We start from the raw sequence: 16,960 nt of genomic DNA, 5'->3' as shown, positions 1-16,960 counted from the left end.
GCGATGCCTAGATTTTTATACCGCCTGTCAGGGTTTCTTCTGTGCTTTTTTTTCGCCGGGGTTTACACGGCGCAGGTGTTAGGGCTGGCGGGAATTTACCGTGCCTGGGGTGTTTTCCCGCTTACCCTGGCACTGACTGGCCTGGCACTCTGGCTTTATTTTCGCCATGATGGAGGGAGGTTCTTCGAGAGCTTCCCGCAGGAAATGGATTTTCCCCGCTGGCTAAACCTGCTTTTGTACGGGCTGGGGCTGGGACTTTTTCTGCTTCTGGTGGCCTACCCGGTCGCGGCCTGGCCTTATTCTACCGTCAGTGAAACCCTGCACTGGGATGCCGGGGCCTATCACTTCCCTAAAGCAGTTGAGCTGTATAAACATGGCCACGTTTGGGATCTCTCCATTCCTTATGGCGAATTCCCCTTTGGGTATGAAGCGATGCTGGCATTTGCCCTGCTTCTTACCGGAAAAGAGACCTTTTTTGGGGCGCTTCATGCGCTGATTGCGCTCCTGGTCTTTCTGACGCTGTGGCTCCTTGGACGGCGCTATACGCGTCTTCCCGGCGGCCTGCTCCTCTTCGTCGTGGCCGGTATTTTCTTAAGCGAGAGTCTTGTTGTCAAAGGCAACCCGTTCTATATTTTTCTCGATCAGGCGGATATGATCGGGAAGAACGACCTCTTCCTGGCCATGGGGGTGCTGGCGGCGCTGATTCATGCCCCTCTTGGGCGTGAGGCTTCTTCCAGTCGCCTTCATTTCCCGGGGCTGGTCTTTGCCACCCTGCTGGTGCTGGCTACCAAACCGGCCGGCATGTTTGTGGTGACGCCGCTCTGGTTTCCGGTGATCTGGGGGTGGGTAAAGTCGTGGAGAGAGCTCCGGCGTCTGCCGTGGCAGGAGGTAGCTCTGGCGGCGGTGTTGATCATCCCGGGTGGATTGTGGGTGGTGCGCAATTTAATCGTGATCGGCACGATCTTCCCCGAAGGGGTGTGGGTGATGAATGAATGGAGTATGGCCAACAACCTGACCAACCCCTTCTTTTATCAGCATTTGCCTCGCAACCTGATCTTTCTGATGGGAATGCTTGGGGTGACCTGGCTCTTCACCCTGTGGAAGGGTGTTCCCGGCTGGCGGATCAGCCTGGCGTTTTCGATACTGGTGGTTGCCTTCTTCTTTACTCCCGAATCGGGCTTTCAAAAGACAACCCAGGAACCCACCCGCACAGCCTGGAGGCTGGGGATTGCCGTGGTGGGGTATGAGGTGGTGGTGATTCTGACTCTGCTTTCCGGAGCGGTGAACCGGATCTTAAAGTGGGCTGACCGGCAGTGGTTAGGCCGCGCCGGACTGGCAGGGGTGGCCATCGTGCTGGCGCTGGGGTTGGTCTGGAATGCAAGAGGGCGGCTGGCGCTCAATCCGTTCAACGAGATTGTCCTGCGAGATGAGTTTCGCCATCCGGTGGGGGTGGATGGTTACCACAGCGCCTATGATTATGTTCAGCGCAACATCCGGAACAGCGTGATTGAAATTACCGGCGGGGTGTTCTATTACATGTATGGGCCAGGCTTTACCAACACCCCTACCAAGCTCCAGTATCCGCTGGGCCGGGCTGATCGCGTGGTCCACCCTGAGCCGGAGTATCAGGTGATCATCCCTCACGGCGATCCATTCGATCCCAGTGCTGAGTGGCGCGCACGCTGGAAATTGATTTACCAGGACCCGGAAGGGCTGGTGTTTATCCGGCGTGATCTGGCTCCCGCTCCGTAGGCGAGGGAGGGTGAGCCGGGCGAACCATGGCCCAGAGGGGAAGCATGGTACCGGGCAGAGTCACCCTGCGCACCACCTGGAAGCCGCGTTTCTGATAAAAGGCCACGTTTTCTTCGCTCATCGTTTCCAGGTAGCTGGGAAGGGCGTCACGGTCGGCCCTTTCCAGCCCGGCGGCGATCAGGCGGGTGCCTGTGCCCTGTTTTTGTGCGCCGGGTCGCACCCCCAGCACGGCGAGATACCAGTGCGGCTGGGGGAGGCATTCATGGTGCAGGCGTTCGACGAAAGGTTCAATTTCGCGCAGGCGCCGCCAGGCCATGAAGACAAAGCGCAGGTCGAGCATTCCCAGGCTGGCGAGGAAATAATCCCAGAGCGAAGAATCCGTCTTTCCGGGGGGCATCCAGAGCGCGACTCCTTCCAGGCCGGGGGTGGTCAGTGCCAGGCCTTGTCGGATGGCGATCCGGGTATATACTCCGAGCACGCCCGGGAGGAGGGCACGCCGCTTTTGGGGGTCGGGCAGGTAATGAACCATGAGAGGGTCGTCAAAGAAGGCATCTGCCAGCACCTGCGCGGCCTGATGAAGGAGGTGCGGAGGGAGCGGATGGACTTCGGGGCGCGAGGGGGTATCGGCGGGTTCGATCTTAAAGCTCAAGGGGCAACTCCCGGGAAGCGCCCTGTTCAAGGGTGCGAATTTGTTCGGGGGTCAGGCGGATCTCCGCCGCGCTGAGACTGTCGGCCAGTTGCTCCAGTGTGCGCGGGCCGATAATGGGTACAGTGGGAAACGGTTGAGAGAGAAGATATCCGAGTACCACCTGCGTGATCGACAGGCCGGTTTCGCGGCAAAGCTGATCAGCGCGCTGGAAACGCGCCAGGTTTTCGGCGTGAAGATACATTTGCCGGTGGAGTGGGTTGAGAGCGTCTACCTGGCCTCGTGCCATTTTGTTGAAGAACCCGTTAGCCTGTGATGAATACGGGATGGCGGCCAGGCCTGTCTCGTTGTGGTAACGACGGAGGGGTTCATCCATGGCTACCAGCGTGGAATCGCCCATGGTACGGGGATCGACCAGGGCCAGATTCCAGAACATTTGATCGGCGATAAAAGGCACGAGCCTGTGAGCCAGGGCGGTTTCAAGGGCGGCGCGGATGCGTTCTACACGCCAGTTGGAACAACCAAAAGCCCGGATCTTGCCCTGCCGGACGGCCTCGTTCAGGGTTTCCAGAATTTCGGCTACGGGGCGGTTGGGATCATCGCGATGGAGCCAGTACAGGTCGATCACTTCCACTCCCAGGTGTCGCAGGCTGGCGTCGAGGTCGGAGAGAATTTCGGCGCGAGAGAGGCGCGGGGTGAGCATGGTTTCAAGGTGGGGGTGGGCACCTTTGGTTGCCAGGATAATGCGGTGGCGTTTGCTGCTCTGCCGCAGCCATCGGCCGATGGTTTTCTCGCTTATGCTTCGTTCTCCCGGTAGCCAGTCCGCATAAATTTTTGCCGTATCGATAAAGTTTCCGCCAGAATCCAGGAAAGAATCGAGCATGCGGAAAGCGGTGGATTCATCAATGGTTGATCCGAAGTCCGCTGTACCCAGGCAGAGAGAGGATACGTGTAAGTCGGTTCCCGGCAGGGTGGTGTAAAGCATAGTTTCCTCACTATAATTATAAAAGGGATGTTCCCCGGCTGACGGATGTTTTTCCCTGGTCTCCAGAGGGGTATTATCAAGAGGGAGAATGGAAAAGAAAGCGGTGGCCTTTGCAAAGCCAATGAACGGGCGCATGCCTCAGGCGGTAGCCTGGGCAGTGATGCTGCTCGTCAGCATGCTCCCCAATATTTTATTCCATGAAGTGGTTCATCGTTCACCCTCCTGGTTGTTCTGGGCAAAGGTGGCTTTTTTACTTCTTCTGGGGCTGGCTTCGTGGTTCTGGCCATGGCTCACCTCCCTGCGGCCTTTTTTCCTGATCCTGGCAAGTATCTACCTGATTGAAGCGGGTGTGTCTCTTGTAACCGGTTCCACGACATGGCAGAGATGGTTTGGGGGGGCAGATGCTCCCTTCGTGGTGTCCATGCTGGGGATTCAGCTGGGCCGGTTGCTGGTATCGTTTGGCATGATCGGGGTGTTGCGGGTTTTGCACTACCGGCGGGAGGCGTTTTTCCTGGTGAAGGGTGATCTGAGCGCGCCCATTCAACCGGTGCGCTGGCTGGGTTTTGCTAAACCAGAGCCATGGACTCGCTTTGGCGGACAGTTTGCAGTGTACATCAGCCTGGGAACCCTTCTCTTTCTCTATCTGGCAGGGCGCCCGCAGGTATTGGCACTGATTCAGGCGTTACCCTGGTTGCCGGTGGTGCTTCTACTCGCGGCCATGAATGCTTTTAGTGAAGAAATGACGTATCGGGCTTCCCTTCTGGCGGGGTTAGAGCAGGCAGTGGGATCGCACCAGGCGTTGTGGATCACCGCCATTTTCTTTGGCCTCGGGCATTATTTTGGGGTGCCGTACGGCATGATTGGCGTGGTGATGGCCAGCTTTCTGGGCTGGATACTTGGCAAGGCCATGCTTGAAACGCGGGGGTTTTTCTGGGCGTGGTTTATTCATTTTTTACAGGATGTGATGATTTTCTTTTTTATGGCGGTGGGGGCGGTTGCTCCGGGCGGGTGATCTTTATCTGCATCAGGGGGCCGTCCTGGCAGAGCTAACTTGCCAAATCGGATTGAATTAGGGTAATATTGTGGCGCAACCCAATCACAAAGGAGGAAGTCATGGAATATCGAAGACTGGGCAACTCAGGTCTGAAGGTGGCCCGGATTTGCCTGGGCACAATGCAGTTTGGCTGGACGGCGGATGAAAAGGCCGCGTTTGAGGTGATGGATGCCTATGTGGAGGCCGGTGGGAATTTCATCGATACCGCAGATGTCTACTCGGCCTGGGTGGAGGGCAACCCTGGCGGGGTGAGTGAAGAGATCATCGGGCGCTGGTTGAAAGCCCGCGGCAACCGGCATTTGATGGTGGTGGCTACCAAGTTCAATGGGCGCATGTGGCCCGGCCCCAACGGTGATGGGCTCAGCCGGGGGCACGTGATGAAAGCCATCGACGACAGCCTGCGCCGTTTGCAGACCGACTACATCGACCTCTACCAGACGCACTGGCCCCATTACGACACCCCTCAGGAAGAGACACTGCGTGCTCTGGATGATCTGGTGAAGGCGGGTAAAGTGCGTTACATTGGTTGTTCCAATGAACCGGCCTGGCGGCTGGTTAAGGCGATGTGGATCAGCGATAAATATAATCTCAACCGATTTATCAGCCTGCAACCACCCTACAGCCTGGTGCGGCGGGCAGATTTTGAGCGTGAACTGGAAGCCGTCTGCCTCGATCAGGGTATCGGGGTGATTCCGTACAGCCCGTTGCAGGGTGGCTTCCTCACCGGGAAGTACCGCCGCGGGCAAATTGCCGAAAGCGCCCGTGCTGAGGGTCTGAAGCGTTACTTTACCGAGAAAAATTTTGATCTGATTGAACTGCTCGACCAGATCGGCAAGCGACACGGAGCCACAGTGACTCAGGTGGCGCTGGCCTGGATGCTCCAGCGTCCGGCCATTACCTCGCCGATCATCGGCGCCAACAACGTTGCACAGCTGAAGGATATTCTGGGCAGCCTGGAGGTGAAGTTGAGCGAAGAGGATGTGAAAGCCATCGACGCGGCGAGCGACTGGCGCGAGTAAGATCATTCAAAAACCGGTGGTAAACAACCACCGGTTTTTGATTCGGGAAATTCAGGCCAGGTTGAGGGCCTGTTTCAACTGGTCGATGTCGAAATCGACGATCACCCTTCCGTGAATCTCAAAGGTCGGGGTGGTGAGGTTACCGTTAGCCCAGCTACGCACCTGTGCGGCGCCGCGCTGACTGCGGCTGATGTCTACTTCTGTGTATGAAATTCCCAGCTGCCGGAGCCAGGAACGCGCCCGTTTACAGTCATCGCACCACGGGGTGCAATACATGACGACACCTTCACGGGGAAGAGGGGGCTCTTCTTGCGCGGGCCGGGAATCGTACCGGAGCGCGGCTTCGGGGTCAATCTGTCGGAGCACAGCTCGCAGTTCATCGTTATCGGGCTGCTGGTTGAAATCATGGATGTCGATATAACGGAGGATACCCTCACGGTCGATGACAAACAGGGCGCGTTCGGAACATCCATCGGGGCGTAATACGCCGTAACAGCGGGCCACCTCGCCATGGGGCCAGAAGTCAGAACACAGAGGGTAGCTGATTCCGCCAAGGTGATCGGCCCAGGCCTTCAGGCAGGGCACATGGTCTACACTGATACCCAGAACCTGGGTATTCAATCCCACGAATGAGGCCATTTCGGCTTCATACGATGGGATCTGGCTGGTTCATATCGGTGTCCAGGCGAGTGGAAAGAACGCCAGCACCACATTGCGGCCGCGTAAGTCTTGCAGACGAATATTTTTACCCAGGTGGGAAGGAAGGGAGAAATCAGGGGCCATCTGGCCGATTTGAAGCGACATGTTATGGCACCTCCAGTAACCGGTTTTATTCTACCTTAACTGGTCAATGCTCAGAAGGAAAGCGAGGGACTCTCTCAGAGGCCAGGGCGATGACCCGTTCAACGATGATTTTGCGTTATACTTGGAGAAAATCGGAAGCCCTTGTGAGTTTACCCTTGTCCGAATCAACGCATCTTCACGAAGTTCCTCTTGTGGGTATTGTTGTACCCGTATATAACGAAGAAGAGGCATTGCCTGCGTTTCACCGCCTTCTCTGCGAGCAGATCGACAGGTTGCCTTATCGTTTTCGGATCTATTACGTCAACGATGGCTCCACCGATGGCACCGCTGAGCGCCTGAAAGAAATTCAGCAGGCCGACCGGCGGGTGTGCACGCTGGAGTTGAGCCGCAATTTTGGTCACCAGGCTGCTCTGAGCGCCGGGCTGGATGCCGCTGAGGGGGATTATGTTATCAGCCTGGATGGAGATGGCCAGCACCCGCCCGCCCTGATCCCCGAAATGCTCCGGCTGGCAGAAGCCGGGTATGAGGTGGTGCTTACCCAGCGCGCGGATACGGAGGATGAATCGGGATTTAAACGCTGGACTTCGGCCCAGTTTTACCGGCTGATCAACCGCATCGGAGAGACCCGGGTTCTTCCCGGAGGGGCTGACTTCCGCCTGCTGGCGCGCCCTGCCCTGGATGCTCTGCGGGGGATGCGTGAATATCACCGTTTTCTACGGGGAATGGTTTCGTGGATCGGTTTTCGCACGGTGATCCTCCCTTACCAGCCTCCGCAGCGGATTGCGGGGAAATCGAAGTACACACTGAAGAAAATGCTTCGCCTGGCGCGGGATGCCATCTTCTCTTTTTCGCTGGTGCCGCTGTACATTGGCCTTTCCATGGGAGGGCTGATGCTCTTTCTGGCGCTGGTGGAGATGGTGTATGTGCTCAGTCTCTGGCTCAGTGGGCAGCGCGCCCAGCTGGAGCCTGGATGGAGCTCGCTTATGTTTGTGATTCTGGTGGTCAGCGGCATTCTGATGATCCTGCTCGGTTTTATCGGTATTTATATTGGGTATATCTTCCAGGAAGTCAAGCGGCGGCCCGTGTATATTATTCGTAAAGCTGTTCCTGCCCGGGAGGACACCGCCGAAGCATGAAACGCCTGCGCTCCCTGCTGCCCCCCGCATTTCTACTCGGGTTGTGCGTGCTGGCTTATGCTCTGTGGGCCTGGCGTATGGGCTGGTACTGGGATGACTTTCCCATCGGCTGGATTGCCCGCACATACGGCAGTGAGGGGCTGGCGCGATACTTTTCGACCAACCGGCCAATCTGGGGCTTGCTTTACCGCATAACCACCCCGCTTCTGGGCACGCATGTGGTGGCCTGGCAGGCGTTTGCCATCTTCTGGCGCTGGGTGAGTGGGCTGGCGCTCTGGTGGCTTTTACGGCTTGTCTGGCCGCGCCGCCGCGATTTTGCCCTCTGGACGGCAGCGTTTGTGCTGGTCTATCCGGGGTTCAGCCAGCAGTTCATCTCGCTGGTGTACAGCCATTTCATGATCGTCCTCTCGGCATTCTTGGCCTCACTCGCGCTCACGGTAGATGCCCTGCGGCATCCGCGGCGTTTCTGGCTTTCTTCGGGGCTGGCCTGGGCCCTCGGGCTGATGAATTTGCTGTGCATGGAATACTGGTTCTTCCTGGAACTGGTGCGCCCCTTGCTGATCTGGGTGGTTCTGGGCGACGGCGGCAGGCTTCCGTTTGGATCATCTTCCTCTCGCTTCAAGCAGACTTTCCTTGCCTGGTTGCCCGGGATGGTCAACTTCCTGGGGGTAAGCCTCTGGCGCTTGTTTTTCTTCCACTCCGCCGTTTATGACACGGTTCTGCTGGATATGATCCAGGCTGACCCACTCCGAGCGTTGACTCATCTGGCCGGAAGGGTGGTTCATGACGCCTGGTTCACCACCGTGCAGGTGTGGCAGAATGCTTTTCACATTCCAACCCACGAAGAGTTAACCCCCAACCTGATGCGCGTCTTCTGGGGGGTGGTTGCAGCCGGAGCGGTGAGTGTGCTGGGGGTTGCCTGGCTTACTCGCCGGCAAGGAATGGATGAAGATCAACGTTCGTGGTTCCCGCAACCACTGTGGATCGGTCTGTTTTGTTTGCTGGTGGGGGGCGTGCCCGCCTGGATGGCTGATTTACCCCTGCGGCTCACTTTCCATTTTGACCGGCTTAACCTGTCCTTTATGCTGGGTGCGGCGCTGGTTACCCTGGGTCTGCTCTATTTGCCGCCCCTTCCACGCTGGGTTCGGGTGATTCTGCTGGCGGTGCCTCTGGGCTTTTGTGTGGGGTATCAATACCAGCAGGCCATTGTGTATATCCGCGACTGGAACGTGATGCAGCGGATGTTCTGGCAGATGTCGTGGCGGATGCCCGGCCTGAAACCGGGTGCGGTGCTGCTCTCCAATGAATTGCCGGTGCGTCATTATTCCGATAATTCGCTTACCGCAGCGCTCAACTGGGTCTATGCGCCCGATAACCGCACCCGGCAGATGAGGTATGTGCTGTACTATCCTTCCATCCGTCTGGGGATTAATCTTCCCGCACTGGAAAAAAACCTGCCTCTTGAACTGGATTATCTGGCGGCTACCTATCAGGGAAACACCTCGCTGGCAGTAGCCTTTTATTACAATCCCCCGGCCTGTTTACGGGTTATCGACCCGTTTGTAGAAGAAGGCAACTACACCCTGCCAAAATATCTTCGAAAGGCTTTGCCCCTGGCGGGCACTGAGGCCATTCTGGCTGAAGGTGAACCTTACCTGCCGCCGGCCCTTTTTGGCACCCAGAGTAACCAGAACTGGTGTTATTATTTTGAAAAGGCCGACCTGGCACGTCAGATGGGTGACTGGGCGCAGGTTGTGGCACTGGGAGAGGCAGGTTTTGCGCTTGGTGATTATCCCAATGATCCGCTGGAGCGCTTTCCTTTCATCGAGGCTTATGCCCATACCGGTGACTGGGAACGAGCGCTGGAGCAAACCCGTCTGGCCGCCGGGATTGCCCCGGTGTATGAGGTGTTGACCTGCCGCCTCTGGGAGCGTATTGCGGCTGAAGTTCCGTTCAGCCCGGAACGCGATGCTGCGGTACAATCGGTTAAGCAGGCCTTGCGCTGTGATGAGCCCAGGCAGGAACCTGTTCAAGAATCTACCGAGGAGGAAACCCCATGAAAGTTTTAGTCACCGGCGGAGCCGGTTACATTGGAAGTACCATCTGTTCAGCGCTGGAAGACAGTGGCCACACGCCGATCATCCTCGATAACCTGGTCACCGGGCGGGTGGAATTTACCCGCGGGCGTATCTTCTATCAGGATGATATTGCCAACGTGGCCGGGCTGGAGCGGATTTTCCAGGAACACCCTGATATTGTCGCCGCCATTCACTGCGCGGCATTGATCATTGTGCCCGAATCGGTGGAGAAACCTTACGAATATTACACTGAGAATGTGGCTAAATCGCTGGTGCTCTTCCGCACGCTCAACCGGCTGGGATGCAATCGAGTGGTTTTCAGCTCTTCTGCCTCGGTGTATGATACGGTGCCGGGTTTCATGGTAAGAGAAGATTCTCCGCTTCGTCCGGGCAGTCCATACGCACGTACCAAATACATGATGGAGATGATCCTGCAGGATTTTTGTCATGCTTACGGTATGAAAGGGATCGCGCTGCGCTACTTCAATCCCATCGGGGCTGATCCGAAGATGCGCTCAGGGCTTCAGGTGCGCAACCCATCTCTGGTGCTGGGTAAACTGGTCAACACAGCGCGTGGCCTGCAGCCGGCTTTTGAGATCACCGGCACTACTTGGCCCACCCGGGATGGCACGGGTATTCGTGATTACATTCATGTGTGGGATCTGGCCGAGGCGCATGTGATGGCCGTGGAACAGTTTGATCAGGTTTTCGAACGGCTGGGTGGTGGGCAGTCTTATGTGGTGATTAACCTGGGTACAGGGCGTGGTGTGACCGTGCGAGAGCTGGTGGAGGCTTTCGAAAGGGTATACGGGAAGCCCATTAATAAAGTGGAAAAGCCTCCACGCCCTGGTGATGTAGCCGGTGCTTATGCCAATGCCGATACCGCGCTGCGTTTGCTGGGCTGGAAGGCAAAGCTCTCGATTGAGCAGGCTATTGCAGATGCTCTGAAATGGGCCGAGATTCGTGACCGGGTTCTTCATTACGAGTAACACCGGTCTCCAGGGATGCATCCCTGCGATGGTAAAGAGAAGAGGATGGAGAAGCCGCCCCCCATGGGCACCGACACGCCATCGGTGCGCCGAATGGAATGAAAGAGCCGGGTGAGGAGCCCGGTCAACGAAAGCGAATGAGGATTCAAATGGGTGGGCATCACCAATGGAGTGGATGGCGATTCTTCTCCAGGTGGTTTTTTTACCTCGGGGAAGGGTTGCTGGTGCTGTGCCTGGTTCTCGGGCTGGCGCGACCGGCTTTTTCCCAGGCCGGGGATGTGGGGCGATTACGGGTTTCTAACCTTAGAACCGAGGACTTCCCGACCATTCAATTCGCCCTCGATGTGTACGACCGGGAAGGCAACTTTCTGGCTGACCTGACCCCCGGAGACCTGACTCTGGAGGAAGATGGGCGGCCCGTGCAGGAAGTGGGCCTGCAGGCTGTTCAGCCGGGCCTGCAGTTTAGCCTGGCGATCACCCCGGCCGCGGCATGGAACACCCGCTTTGGTGAAAAGACGCAGCTGGAGTGGCTGAAGGCGTCTCTGCAGGCCTGGGCTCAACGCTTGCCCGCAGACGGGCAGGATGATTTCAGCTTCTCAACCAGCACCGGGCTTCAATTGATCCGGTCACACGATCCGCTCAAACTGGTTGAAGCGCTGAATGATTATCAGCCTGACCTGACCCGTTCTGAGGCCAACCTCTTCAGCCTGATGACCGCACTCGATCTGGCGGCAGACCAGAAAATTGATCCGCAGATGAAACGGGTCATCCTCTGGGTGACCCCTCCGCTCGGTTCTTCTCTGACAGCGGGGCTGGCAGAGGCGTTGAGCCGTGCCCAGCAGTCTGGTGTGCATGTCTTTATCTGGATGCCCGTCAGCAGTCTGGATGCGGCTGCTCCCGATACAGCCGCATTTCAGAACCTCACCGATGCCACGGGAGGGCGGTTTACCCTGGTGGCTGGCCCCGATACCATGCCCGATGTGGAGAGCTGGCTGGCTCCCCTCCGCAGGGCGATCACGGTGCGTTTTATCTCCACCGCCCGTCAAAGTGGTGTGCATCGGTTGACGGTGGGCTTGAAGCGTACCGGGTGGAGCGGGGTAACCCAGACTCTGGAATACACCCTGGAGATTAAGCCACCCAACCCGATCTTTTTCGCTCCACCATCACGGCTGGAACGTACCTGGAGCCGCCCTGAGGGAAGTGAGGAATGGGTTCTCCAGCCGGTGGCGCAACCGGTGCAGATTCTCGTGGAGTTCCCGGACAGTCACCCGCGGGATTTAAAGAACACCCGTCTGTTCCTGGATGATACCCTGCTGGTGGAAAACTCTGCTCCGCCCTTTGACCGGTTTGTCTGGGATGTTTCGACTTTGAATGAGTCGGGAATGCATACCCTGCGCGTTGAGGCGGTGGACGTACTGGGCCTGACTGGCTCAAGTATTGCCGTACCTGTAGAGGTGGTGGTGGCCCCGCGTCCGGCGACGAACCTGCTGGAGAGGATTTCGGGACGGGGGCTGGTGGCAGTGGGGGCAGTGCTGGTAGCCGGGATGGTGCTGGGGCTGGTTCTACTGGGCGAAAACCGGCTCCGCAGCCGACGCAGGCAGGCGGAGCGCCGCCGCCAGGCCGACCCGCTTACCCAGCCCGTGCCCATCGTTCAGGAGAAACCACGCACGCGGCGGGCGGCAGTTGAGTCTGCAAGCTGGCCGAAGGCTTCAGCGGCACCCGGAACGACAGCCCGCCTCATTCGGGTGACTGAGGAAGAACAGCCCATCCCCGGGAGTCTGATCCCGCTCAACCGGAGTGAGGTGACCTTTGGCAGTGATGCCCGCCAGTCGGTGGTGTTGCTGTCCGATGCCTCGGTGAGTAAGCGCCACGCCCGCCTGGTTCGAGATGGGGATACTTACACTATTTTCGATGAGGGTTCTGTGGCGGGTACCTGGGTGAATTACGCGCCGGTCGGTGCCGCGGGGAGATGCCTGGAGCATGAAGATTTGATCCATATCGGGCGAGTGGCTTTTCGGTTTGAGTTAACCAAAGCTCCTCCGCTTCGTCTGCCAGTGGTGGAGAAAGTAGACGAGAGCTTATGATTCGCCTGAAGTACACCCAGGTGCCGGTCGCGGCTATCAGCCACCCCGGACGAAAGCGCAAAGAAAACGAAGATCGGTACGGGGTGGCTGCCTTCAGTGCGGGCCCGGAGGGGCCCAGCCCCATTCTGCTGGCAGTGCTCTCGGATGGCATTGGAGGGCACCGTGCAGGTGAAATTGCGGCTGAGATGGCGGTGAATATCATCAGCCAGGTAGTGGAGCGCAGTCATGCCGATCATCCCCCTGCCACCCTGATCGAGGCGATTCAAACTGCTTCTGAGGCCATTCGTATTCAGGCTTTACACAACCCGGAACAGGCGGGGATGGGTGCGACCTGTGCCTGCGCCTGGATGATCGGTAACCGGCTTTATACGGCTACTGTGGGCGACTCGCGGGTTTATCTTATTCGCGGTGGCCAGATTCGCCGTCTGAGCACCGATCACACCTGGATTCAGGAAGCCATCGAAAACGGTATGTTGCGCCCTGAAGAGGCCAATACGCATCCGAATGCGCATGTCATCCGGCGATACCTGGGTTCTCCAACCCCTCCAGAGGTCGATTTGCGGCTTCGCATTTCCGACCTGGAGAGTGATGCCCAGGCGGAGGCTAACCAGGGATTTTTACTCGCGCCCGGGGATACGGTAGCCCTTACCAGTGATGGATTGACTGACCTGGTAAGTGATGCTGAAATTCTGGCCGCATTTCAGCAGGGAGACGCTGAAACTGCCTGCCATACCCTGGTAGACCTGGCGCTGGAACGGGGCGGTCACGATAACATCACCCTGGTGGCCTTTAAAGCTCCGGCGGAGGTACGTCTTGCGCGCCCACGGCAACGGCGCAACCCGGCATGGCGCTGGGTGGCAGCCGGATGTGCCGGGGTATTGCTGGTGGCAGCTCTCGCGGGGGCGATCCTTGGAGGGTGGCTGTGGCTGAGGAGAGAGTCAGAAGCTTTCCGGCTTTCCCCGACCCCCACGCACTCGCTTCTGGTGCAAACGACGCTCCCCCCCTCACCGGCGGCGATGGAAACCCCGGTGCCAGCCCGGGGGATGACCCCCACCCAGCCTCTGCTGGCCACCTCATCGACCCTGCCAGGTTTTGAAGAAAATGGGGCGACGATCACTCCCTGGCCGACCAACACCCGCCCGGCTTCTCCCTGATCGGTCTTGCGGGTTATCGGTGTGATTCATAAATGGCCAGGATTTTATCGGCGTATGAGTATCCCACGTTCATGGGGCCGTAGGCAAAAAGGCCATCGCGCACCGAACCGCGTTTCTGGATTAATCCTGCGAGCATTCTTGTGCCGTAGGCGATGTTGAATTCGGGGTCGAGCAATTCTGCCATGCCCGGGCGAGAAGCAAAGCAGGGCCCATTGATGCACTGAAACCCCGCGGCGATTCCATCGCGCGGCATCACCTGCATTAATCCGACTGCGCCACTGCGTGAATAAGCTTCAGGGTTACCGCCACTTTCCTGCAGGATGACCGCCGCTACAAGATTCGGGTCGAGGTTGGCTTCAACGGCATAACGGGTGATCAGAGAGCACCAGCGCAGCACCGCCTGCGGGTAGGTTGAGCTGACTGCGCATTCTCCATCCGCCGATTCTGAGGAGGATGGCTTTGCATCTACCGGGGTTTCGGGCGGGGCGGGGTCGTCAATGGATAAGGGGATGGCTTCAGCCTGGAGCACGGGCGCTTCTTCGGTTGAAGCCAGCACGATCTGGGCCGAGCCGATCATTCTCGTCAGGCCGATCAAGACGATCATCCCCAGAAGAATGCCGGGAAAAATAGCTTTTTGAACACTGTACATAAGATCGCACCCTTTCACACTCAGGCTGGCTATATTATAGCACACATGTTCTATATTTTATCCACTGTTTGGATGGATGTGTAGAGGGTTAAAGCGGCTTTTTCAAAGGCTGTAGCGGCATGAGCCGATCCCGCCGGTAGGAGAAGGGTATTGAGGCTTGACTGAACCAGGATTAAGCATGAGATTTTTCGGATGCCAGCCCCTCAATTTCACACCGGGAGAGAGAAACAGGAATATAATCGGGACTTGCGTTCATTTTTCCTCGCAGGACTGACCCTATGCATGCATCACCTTTTCCTCACGAACCCGAAGGCTGGGAAGCTCCCCAGACGATTTTGCTCATCCTGGCTCACCCCGACGATCCTGAATTTTTCTGCGGGGCAACGATTGCCCGCTGGTGTGCGCTGGGGCATACCGTGCATTATTGCCTGCTCACCCGCGGCGATAAGGGCGTACGTGACCAGGTTGTTTCCCCGGAGGAGCTGGCAGCCACCCGCGAGCACGAGCAACGCTGTGCTGCCGATACGCTGGGGGTGAAGGACGTGTTCTATCTGGATTACGAGGATGGCTACCTGGTGGCTGACCTTGAGACGCGCCGCGCGGTGGCACGGGTGATCAGGCGCGTGCGGCCGGATATTCTCGTCACCTGCGACCCTACCCAGATCTTCGGGGATAACTCTATTAACCACCCCGATCATCGCACGGTGGGGCAGGTGGTGGTGGATGCGCTCTTCCCGGCGGCGGGCAACCCGCTTTACTTCCCGGAATTGCTGCATGAAGAGGGGCTTCAGCCGCACAGTGTGCACGAGCTCTGGCTGACGGTGACGGGGCACCCCAATGTGTCTGTTGATGTGACGGAACAATGGGAGCGGAAGATCGCCGCGCTGCACTGCCATGCCACGCAGATCGCCGACATGGCCGCGCTCGATGAGCGCCTGCGCGCCCGCCGCACCCCGGATTCCACCCCGGAGGCTCCCCGCTACGAGGAGAAGTTCCGCCGTTTTAAGTTCCGCTAGCGCCGGGCCGCCGGTTTTTGCAACGTTTTTGTATGGTTTTTAGCGGGGGTGATTAAAGGTTTTATTTTATAATTGGGGTTGCTGATCTTACTGGTAAGGTCTGGGGGGATCCAGGCCTTCCGATCTCTTGAACGCACAATGGATGAATCGAGCAGGGGAGGGGTGAGGTATACCTGTTTACCGGTTTTCTACCATGCCGATGTGGCGGCACCCGGGCTAATGTTACCGGGGAGACACGCCGCAGGGCGGGGGCCAGGTTCGGGCCAGTGAGGTTTTGAAGTGGCCGGGGCGGCTCTCGATGAGGTGATGAAACCCGCGGGGCCGTTTTCTGTTGCAGGGAGTGTGGGGATGGAAAGCTCTCCAGATGATTTCCAGCCTTTGGGTAAGGTGCAGCGCCTGACGGACGAGCAGGTGGCGATGATCGAAGAGGCGCTGGCCCGCGTGGGTGAGTTCGGTGAGGTGCGCCTCAAGGTTGAGAAGGGCCGCCTGCGCTTCATCTGTGTGGAGCAAAGCTTCGATGCCCTGCGCTGGAAGGGGAACCCCAGGCGTTCACGGTTTTAGCGGTCGTTGTTCTTTGTAGATTAGCGGTGAAGTTCATCTACGGGTAGTTTACCGGCTCGACGGGTGATGTCGGGAGGGCGGAGCGCGGGAAGGCGCTGCCGGACGGTTCGGTGCTCTGAATGAAGTGGATTTGCGGTTTTCTTCGCTGGTGGTGGGCGCCGGCCCTGCTGGTGGTGGGGCTGTGGGCTGTCTTTACCGGCGGCCTGCAGGCGAACCGCCAGGCGCTGGGGGCACTGTGGCGCCTGGCAGGCGGGCGCGCGGCGTCGCTGGAGGGCCCTTACTGGCAGGCGCTGGAGGCGATTGGCTCGGGGGGGTGCCCTTCTCCGGCAGGGCTGAGCGCGGAAGAGAAGGTCAACGCAGCTTACATTGCATTTTTACGGGGGAATGAGATGAGAAAGGCCAAACAATCTGATAAGGCCATCGGGGCATTCCGGTGTGCTACGATGCTGGATGGGTTGAAGGGGGAGTATTACCGCGGGCTGGCGGCGGCTTTTGCGGAGGCCGATATGCCCGAGGACGCGCTGATTAATTATCAGCTGGCGGCGCAGATTGACCCGCTCGGTTCGACGGCGGCGCTGGCGCGCTTTCTGTGGTACCCTCTGCGCGATTATGCGCGCATGGAGCAGGTGCTCGCCCGGGCGCTGGAGGCTTACCCGCAGGCGCCCGCGCGCGCTGAGTGGTGGATGCTGCTGGGCAATGCTCTGCGGGCACAGAAGAAGTACGACGGGGCGCTGGAGGCCTACCACCGCTCACTGGCGCTGAACCCCGACCGCCCCGAAAGCTACGCCGAGCTGGCTCAGTGCTACCGCGAGATGGGGCGCCCCGCCGAGGCGCTCGAGATGATCAACCAGGCGCTGGAGAAGGCCGGTAAGCCCACCCCTGCCTGGGTGCTGCGGCGCGCGGCCCAGGTTTATGAGTGGGCCGGCCAGGCAGAGGCCGCGCTGAACTTTGCCCGCCAGGTGCTGGCGCAGGCCCCGGAAGACGCTTCGATGCTCCAGCTGGTGGAGCGCCTGACGAAGCCATAAAATAAAAA

15 protein-coding genes are annotated in these 16,960 nt (G+C 58.5%); 11 read left to right on the top strand and 4 right to left on the bottom strand.

The window, feature by feature from the left end:
* The first annotated feature begins 3 nt into the window (after positions 1–3).
* The gene (locus ATHL_RS13190; RefSeq protein WP_062194663.1) at positions 4–1,752 is read left to right on the top strand and encodes a hypothetical protein; all 1,749 of its coding nucleotides are present in this window, start codon (positions 4–6) and stop codon (positions 1,750–1,752) included.
* Here the strand turns inward: ATHL_RS13190 and ATHL_RS13185 are convergent.
* Positions 1,721–2,401, bottom strand: a complete 681-nt coding sequence (locus ATHL_RS13185) for a GNAT family N-acetyltransferase (protein WP_062194660.1) — start codon at positions 2,399–2,401, stop codon at positions 1,721–1,723. The genes ATHL_RS13190 and ATHL_RS13185 overlap by 32 nt on opposite strands.
* Positions 2,391–3,383, bottom strand: a complete 993-nt coding sequence (locus tag ATHL_RS13180; protein WP_162787713.1) for an aldo/keto reductase — start codon at positions 3,381–3,383, stop codon at positions 2,391–2,393. The genes ATHL_RS13185 and ATHL_RS13180 overlap by 11 nt, the downstream gene beginning before the upstream one ends.
* An 88-nt stretch (positions 3,384–3,471) precedes the next feature.
* Between ATHL_RS13180 and ATHL_RS13175 the strand changes: the two genes are divergently transcribed.
* Together ATHL_RS13175 and ATHL_RS13170 are read left to right on the top strand one after the other, a co-directional pair.
* Positions 3,472–4,395: a CPBP family intramembrane glutamic endopeptidase gene (locus ATHL_RS13175; protein ID WP_084001430.1), complete on the top strand. Its 924-nt coding sequence runs from the start codon at positions 3,472–3,474 to the stop codon at positions 4,393–4,395.
* A 101-nt stretch (positions 4,396–4,496) separates the two neighbouring features.
* The gene (locus ATHL_RS13170; protein WP_062194653.1) at positions 4,497–5,456 is read left to right on the top strand and encodes an aldo/keto reductase; all 960 of its coding nucleotides are present in this window, start codon (positions 4,497–4,499) and stop codon (positions 5,454–5,456) included.
* A 51-nt stretch (positions 5,457–5,507) separates the two neighbouring features.
* On the opposite strand, the gene ATHL_RS19750 is transcribed toward ATHL_RS13170, so the two are convergent.
* Positions 5,508–6,239, bottom strand: a complete 732-nt coding sequence (locus ATHL_RS19750) for a redoxin domain-containing protein (RefSeq protein WP_272897356.1) — start codon at positions 6,237–6,239, stop codon at positions 5,508–5,510.
* Positions 6,240–6,415: 176 nt separating this feature from the next.
* Between ATHL_RS19750 and ATHL_RS13155 the strand changes: the two genes are divergently transcribed.
* From ATHL_RS13155 to ATHL_RS13135, 5 genes are all read left to right on the top strand, one after another.
* Positions 6,416–7,396 carry a glycosyltransferase family 2 protein gene (locus tag ATHL_RS13155; RefSeq protein ID WP_162787712.1) on the top strand — a complete coding sequence of 327 codons (981 nt, stop codon included), beginning with the start codon at positions 6,416–6,418 and terminating at the stop codon, positions 7,394–7,396.
* Complete coding sequence (locus ATHL_RS13150; RefSeq protein WP_062194648.1) at positions 7,393–9,456, top strand: hypothetical protein; 2,064 nt, start codon at positions 7,393–7,395, stop codon at positions 9,454–9,456. The genes ATHL_RS13155 and ATHL_RS13150 overlap by 4 nt, the downstream gene beginning before the upstream one ends.
* Positions 9,453–10,463: a UDP-glucose 4-epimerase GalE gene (gene galE, locus ATHL_RS13145; RefSeq protein ID WP_062194645.1), complete on the top strand. Its 1,011-nt coding sequence runs from the start codon at positions 9,453–9,455 to the stop codon at positions 10,461–10,463. The genes ATHL_RS13150 and galE overlap by 4 nt, the downstream gene beginning before the upstream one ends.
* A 149-nt stretch (positions 10,464–10,612) precedes the next feature.
* A complete protein-coding gene (locus ATHL_RS19165; protein WP_062194643.1) occupies positions 10,613–12,547 on the top strand; it encodes an FHA domain-containing protein in 1,935 nt (644 codons plus the stop codon).
* The gene (locus ATHL_RS13135) at positions 12,544–13,701 is read left to right on the top strand and encodes a PP2C family protein-serine/threonine phosphatase (RefSeq protein WP_062194640.1); all 1,158 of its coding nucleotides are present in this window, start codon (positions 12,544–12,546) and stop codon (positions 13,699–13,701) included. Before ATHL_RS19165 ends, ATHL_RS13135 begins: the two co-directional genes overlap by 4 nt.
* Before the next feature lie 13 nt (positions 13,702–13,714).
* On the opposite strand, the gene ATHL_RS13130 is transcribed toward ATHL_RS13135, so the two are convergent.
* Complete coding sequence (locus ATHL_RS13130) at positions 13,715–14,350, bottom strand: lytic transglycosylase domain-containing protein (RefSeq protein WP_062194638.1); 636 nt, start codon at positions 14,348–14,350, stop codon at positions 13,715–13,717.
* A 278-nt stretch (positions 14,351–14,628) separates the two neighbouring features.
* On the opposite strand from ATHL_RS13130, the gene ATHL_RS13125 reads away from it, so the two are divergent.
* The 3 genes from ATHL_RS13125 to ATHL_RS13115 all read left to right on the top strand — a co-directional run bounded on the left by ATHL_RS13125 (position 14,629) and on the right by ATHL_RS13115 (position 16,952).
* Positions 14,629–15,366 (top strand): PIG-L deacetylase family protein, encoded by a 738-nt coding sequence (locus ATHL_RS13125; RefSeq protein ID WP_062194636.1) that lies wholly within the window; start codon positions 14,629–14,631, stop codon positions 15,364–15,366.
* Positions 15,367–15,714: 348 nt separating this feature from the next.
* On the top strand, positions 15,715–15,927 hold the full coding sequence (locus ATHL_RS13120; protein WP_162787711.1) for a hypothetical protein: 213 nt from the start codon (positions 15,715–15,717) through the stop codon (positions 15,925–15,927).
* A 119-nt stretch (positions 15,928–16,046) separates the two neighbouring features.
* Complete coding sequence (locus ATHL_RS13115) at positions 16,047–16,952, top strand: tetratricopeptide repeat protein (protein WP_062194630.1); 906 nt, start codon at positions 16,047–16,049, stop codon at positions 16,950–16,952.
* Positions 16,953–16,960: the final 8 nt, after the last annotated feature.

The organism is Anaerolinea thermolimosa (assembly GCF_001050195.2).
Classification (GTDB): Bacteria; Chloroflexota; Anaerolineae; order Anaerolineales; family Anaerolineaceae; genus Anaerolinea; species Anaerolinea thermolimosa.
This window is presented reverse-complemented; position numbering and strand designations above follow the sequence as displayed.

What these genes read in the sequence shown, in the direction of transcription:
- ATHL_RS13190 (WP_062194663.1), top strand. Translation starts at nt 4, where the DNA reads ATGCCTAGATTTTTATACCGCCTGTCAGGGTTTCTTCTGTGCTTTTTT.
- ATHL_RS13180 (WP_162787713.1), bottom strand. Translation starts at nt 3,383, where the DNA reads ATGCTTTACACCACCCTGCCGGGAACCGACTTACACGTATCCTCTCTC.
- ATHL_RS13175 (WP_084001430.1), top strand. Translation starts at nt 3,472, where the DNA reads ATGGAAAAGAAAGCGGTGGCCTTTGCAAAGCCAATGAACGGGCGCATG.
- ATHL_RS13170 (WP_062194653.1), top strand. Translation starts at nt 4,497, where the DNA reads ATGGAATATCGAAGACTGGGCAACTCAGGTCTGAAGGTGGCCCGGATT.
- ATHL_RS13150 (WP_062194648.1), top strand. Translation starts at nt 7,393, where the DNA reads ATGAAACGCCTGCGCTCCCTGCTGCCCCCCGCATTTCTACTCGGGTTG.
- galE (WP_062194645.1), top strand. Translation starts at nt 9,453, where the DNA reads ATGAAAGTTTTAGTCACCGGCGGAGCCGGTTACATTGGAAGTACCATC.
- ATHL_RS19165 (WP_062194643.1), top strand. Translation starts at nt 10,613, where the DNA reads ATGGGTGGGCATCACCAATGGAGTGGATGGCGATTCTTCTCCAGGTGG.
- ATHL_RS13135 (WP_062194640.1), top strand. Translation starts at nt 12,544, where the DNA reads ATGATTCGCCTGAAGTACACCCAGGTGCCGGTCGCGGCTATCAGCCAC.
- ATHL_RS13130 (WP_062194638.1), bottom strand. Translation starts at nt 14,350, where the DNA reads ATGTACAGTGTTCAAAAAGCTATTTTTCCCGGCATTCTTCTGGGGATG.
- ATHL_RS13125 (WP_062194636.1), top strand. Translation starts at nt 14,629, where the DNA reads ATGCATGCATCACCTTTTCCTCACGAACCCGAAGGCTGGGAAGCTCCC.
- ATHL_RS13120 (WP_162787711.1), top strand. Translation starts at nt 15,715, where the DNA reads ATGGAAAGCTCTCCAGATGATTTCCAGCCTTTGGGTAAGGTGCAGCGC.
- ATHL_RS13115 (WP_062194630.1), top strand. Translation starts at nt 16,047, where the DNA reads ATGAAGTGGATTTGCGGTTTTCTTCGCTGGTGGTGGGCGCCGGCCCTG.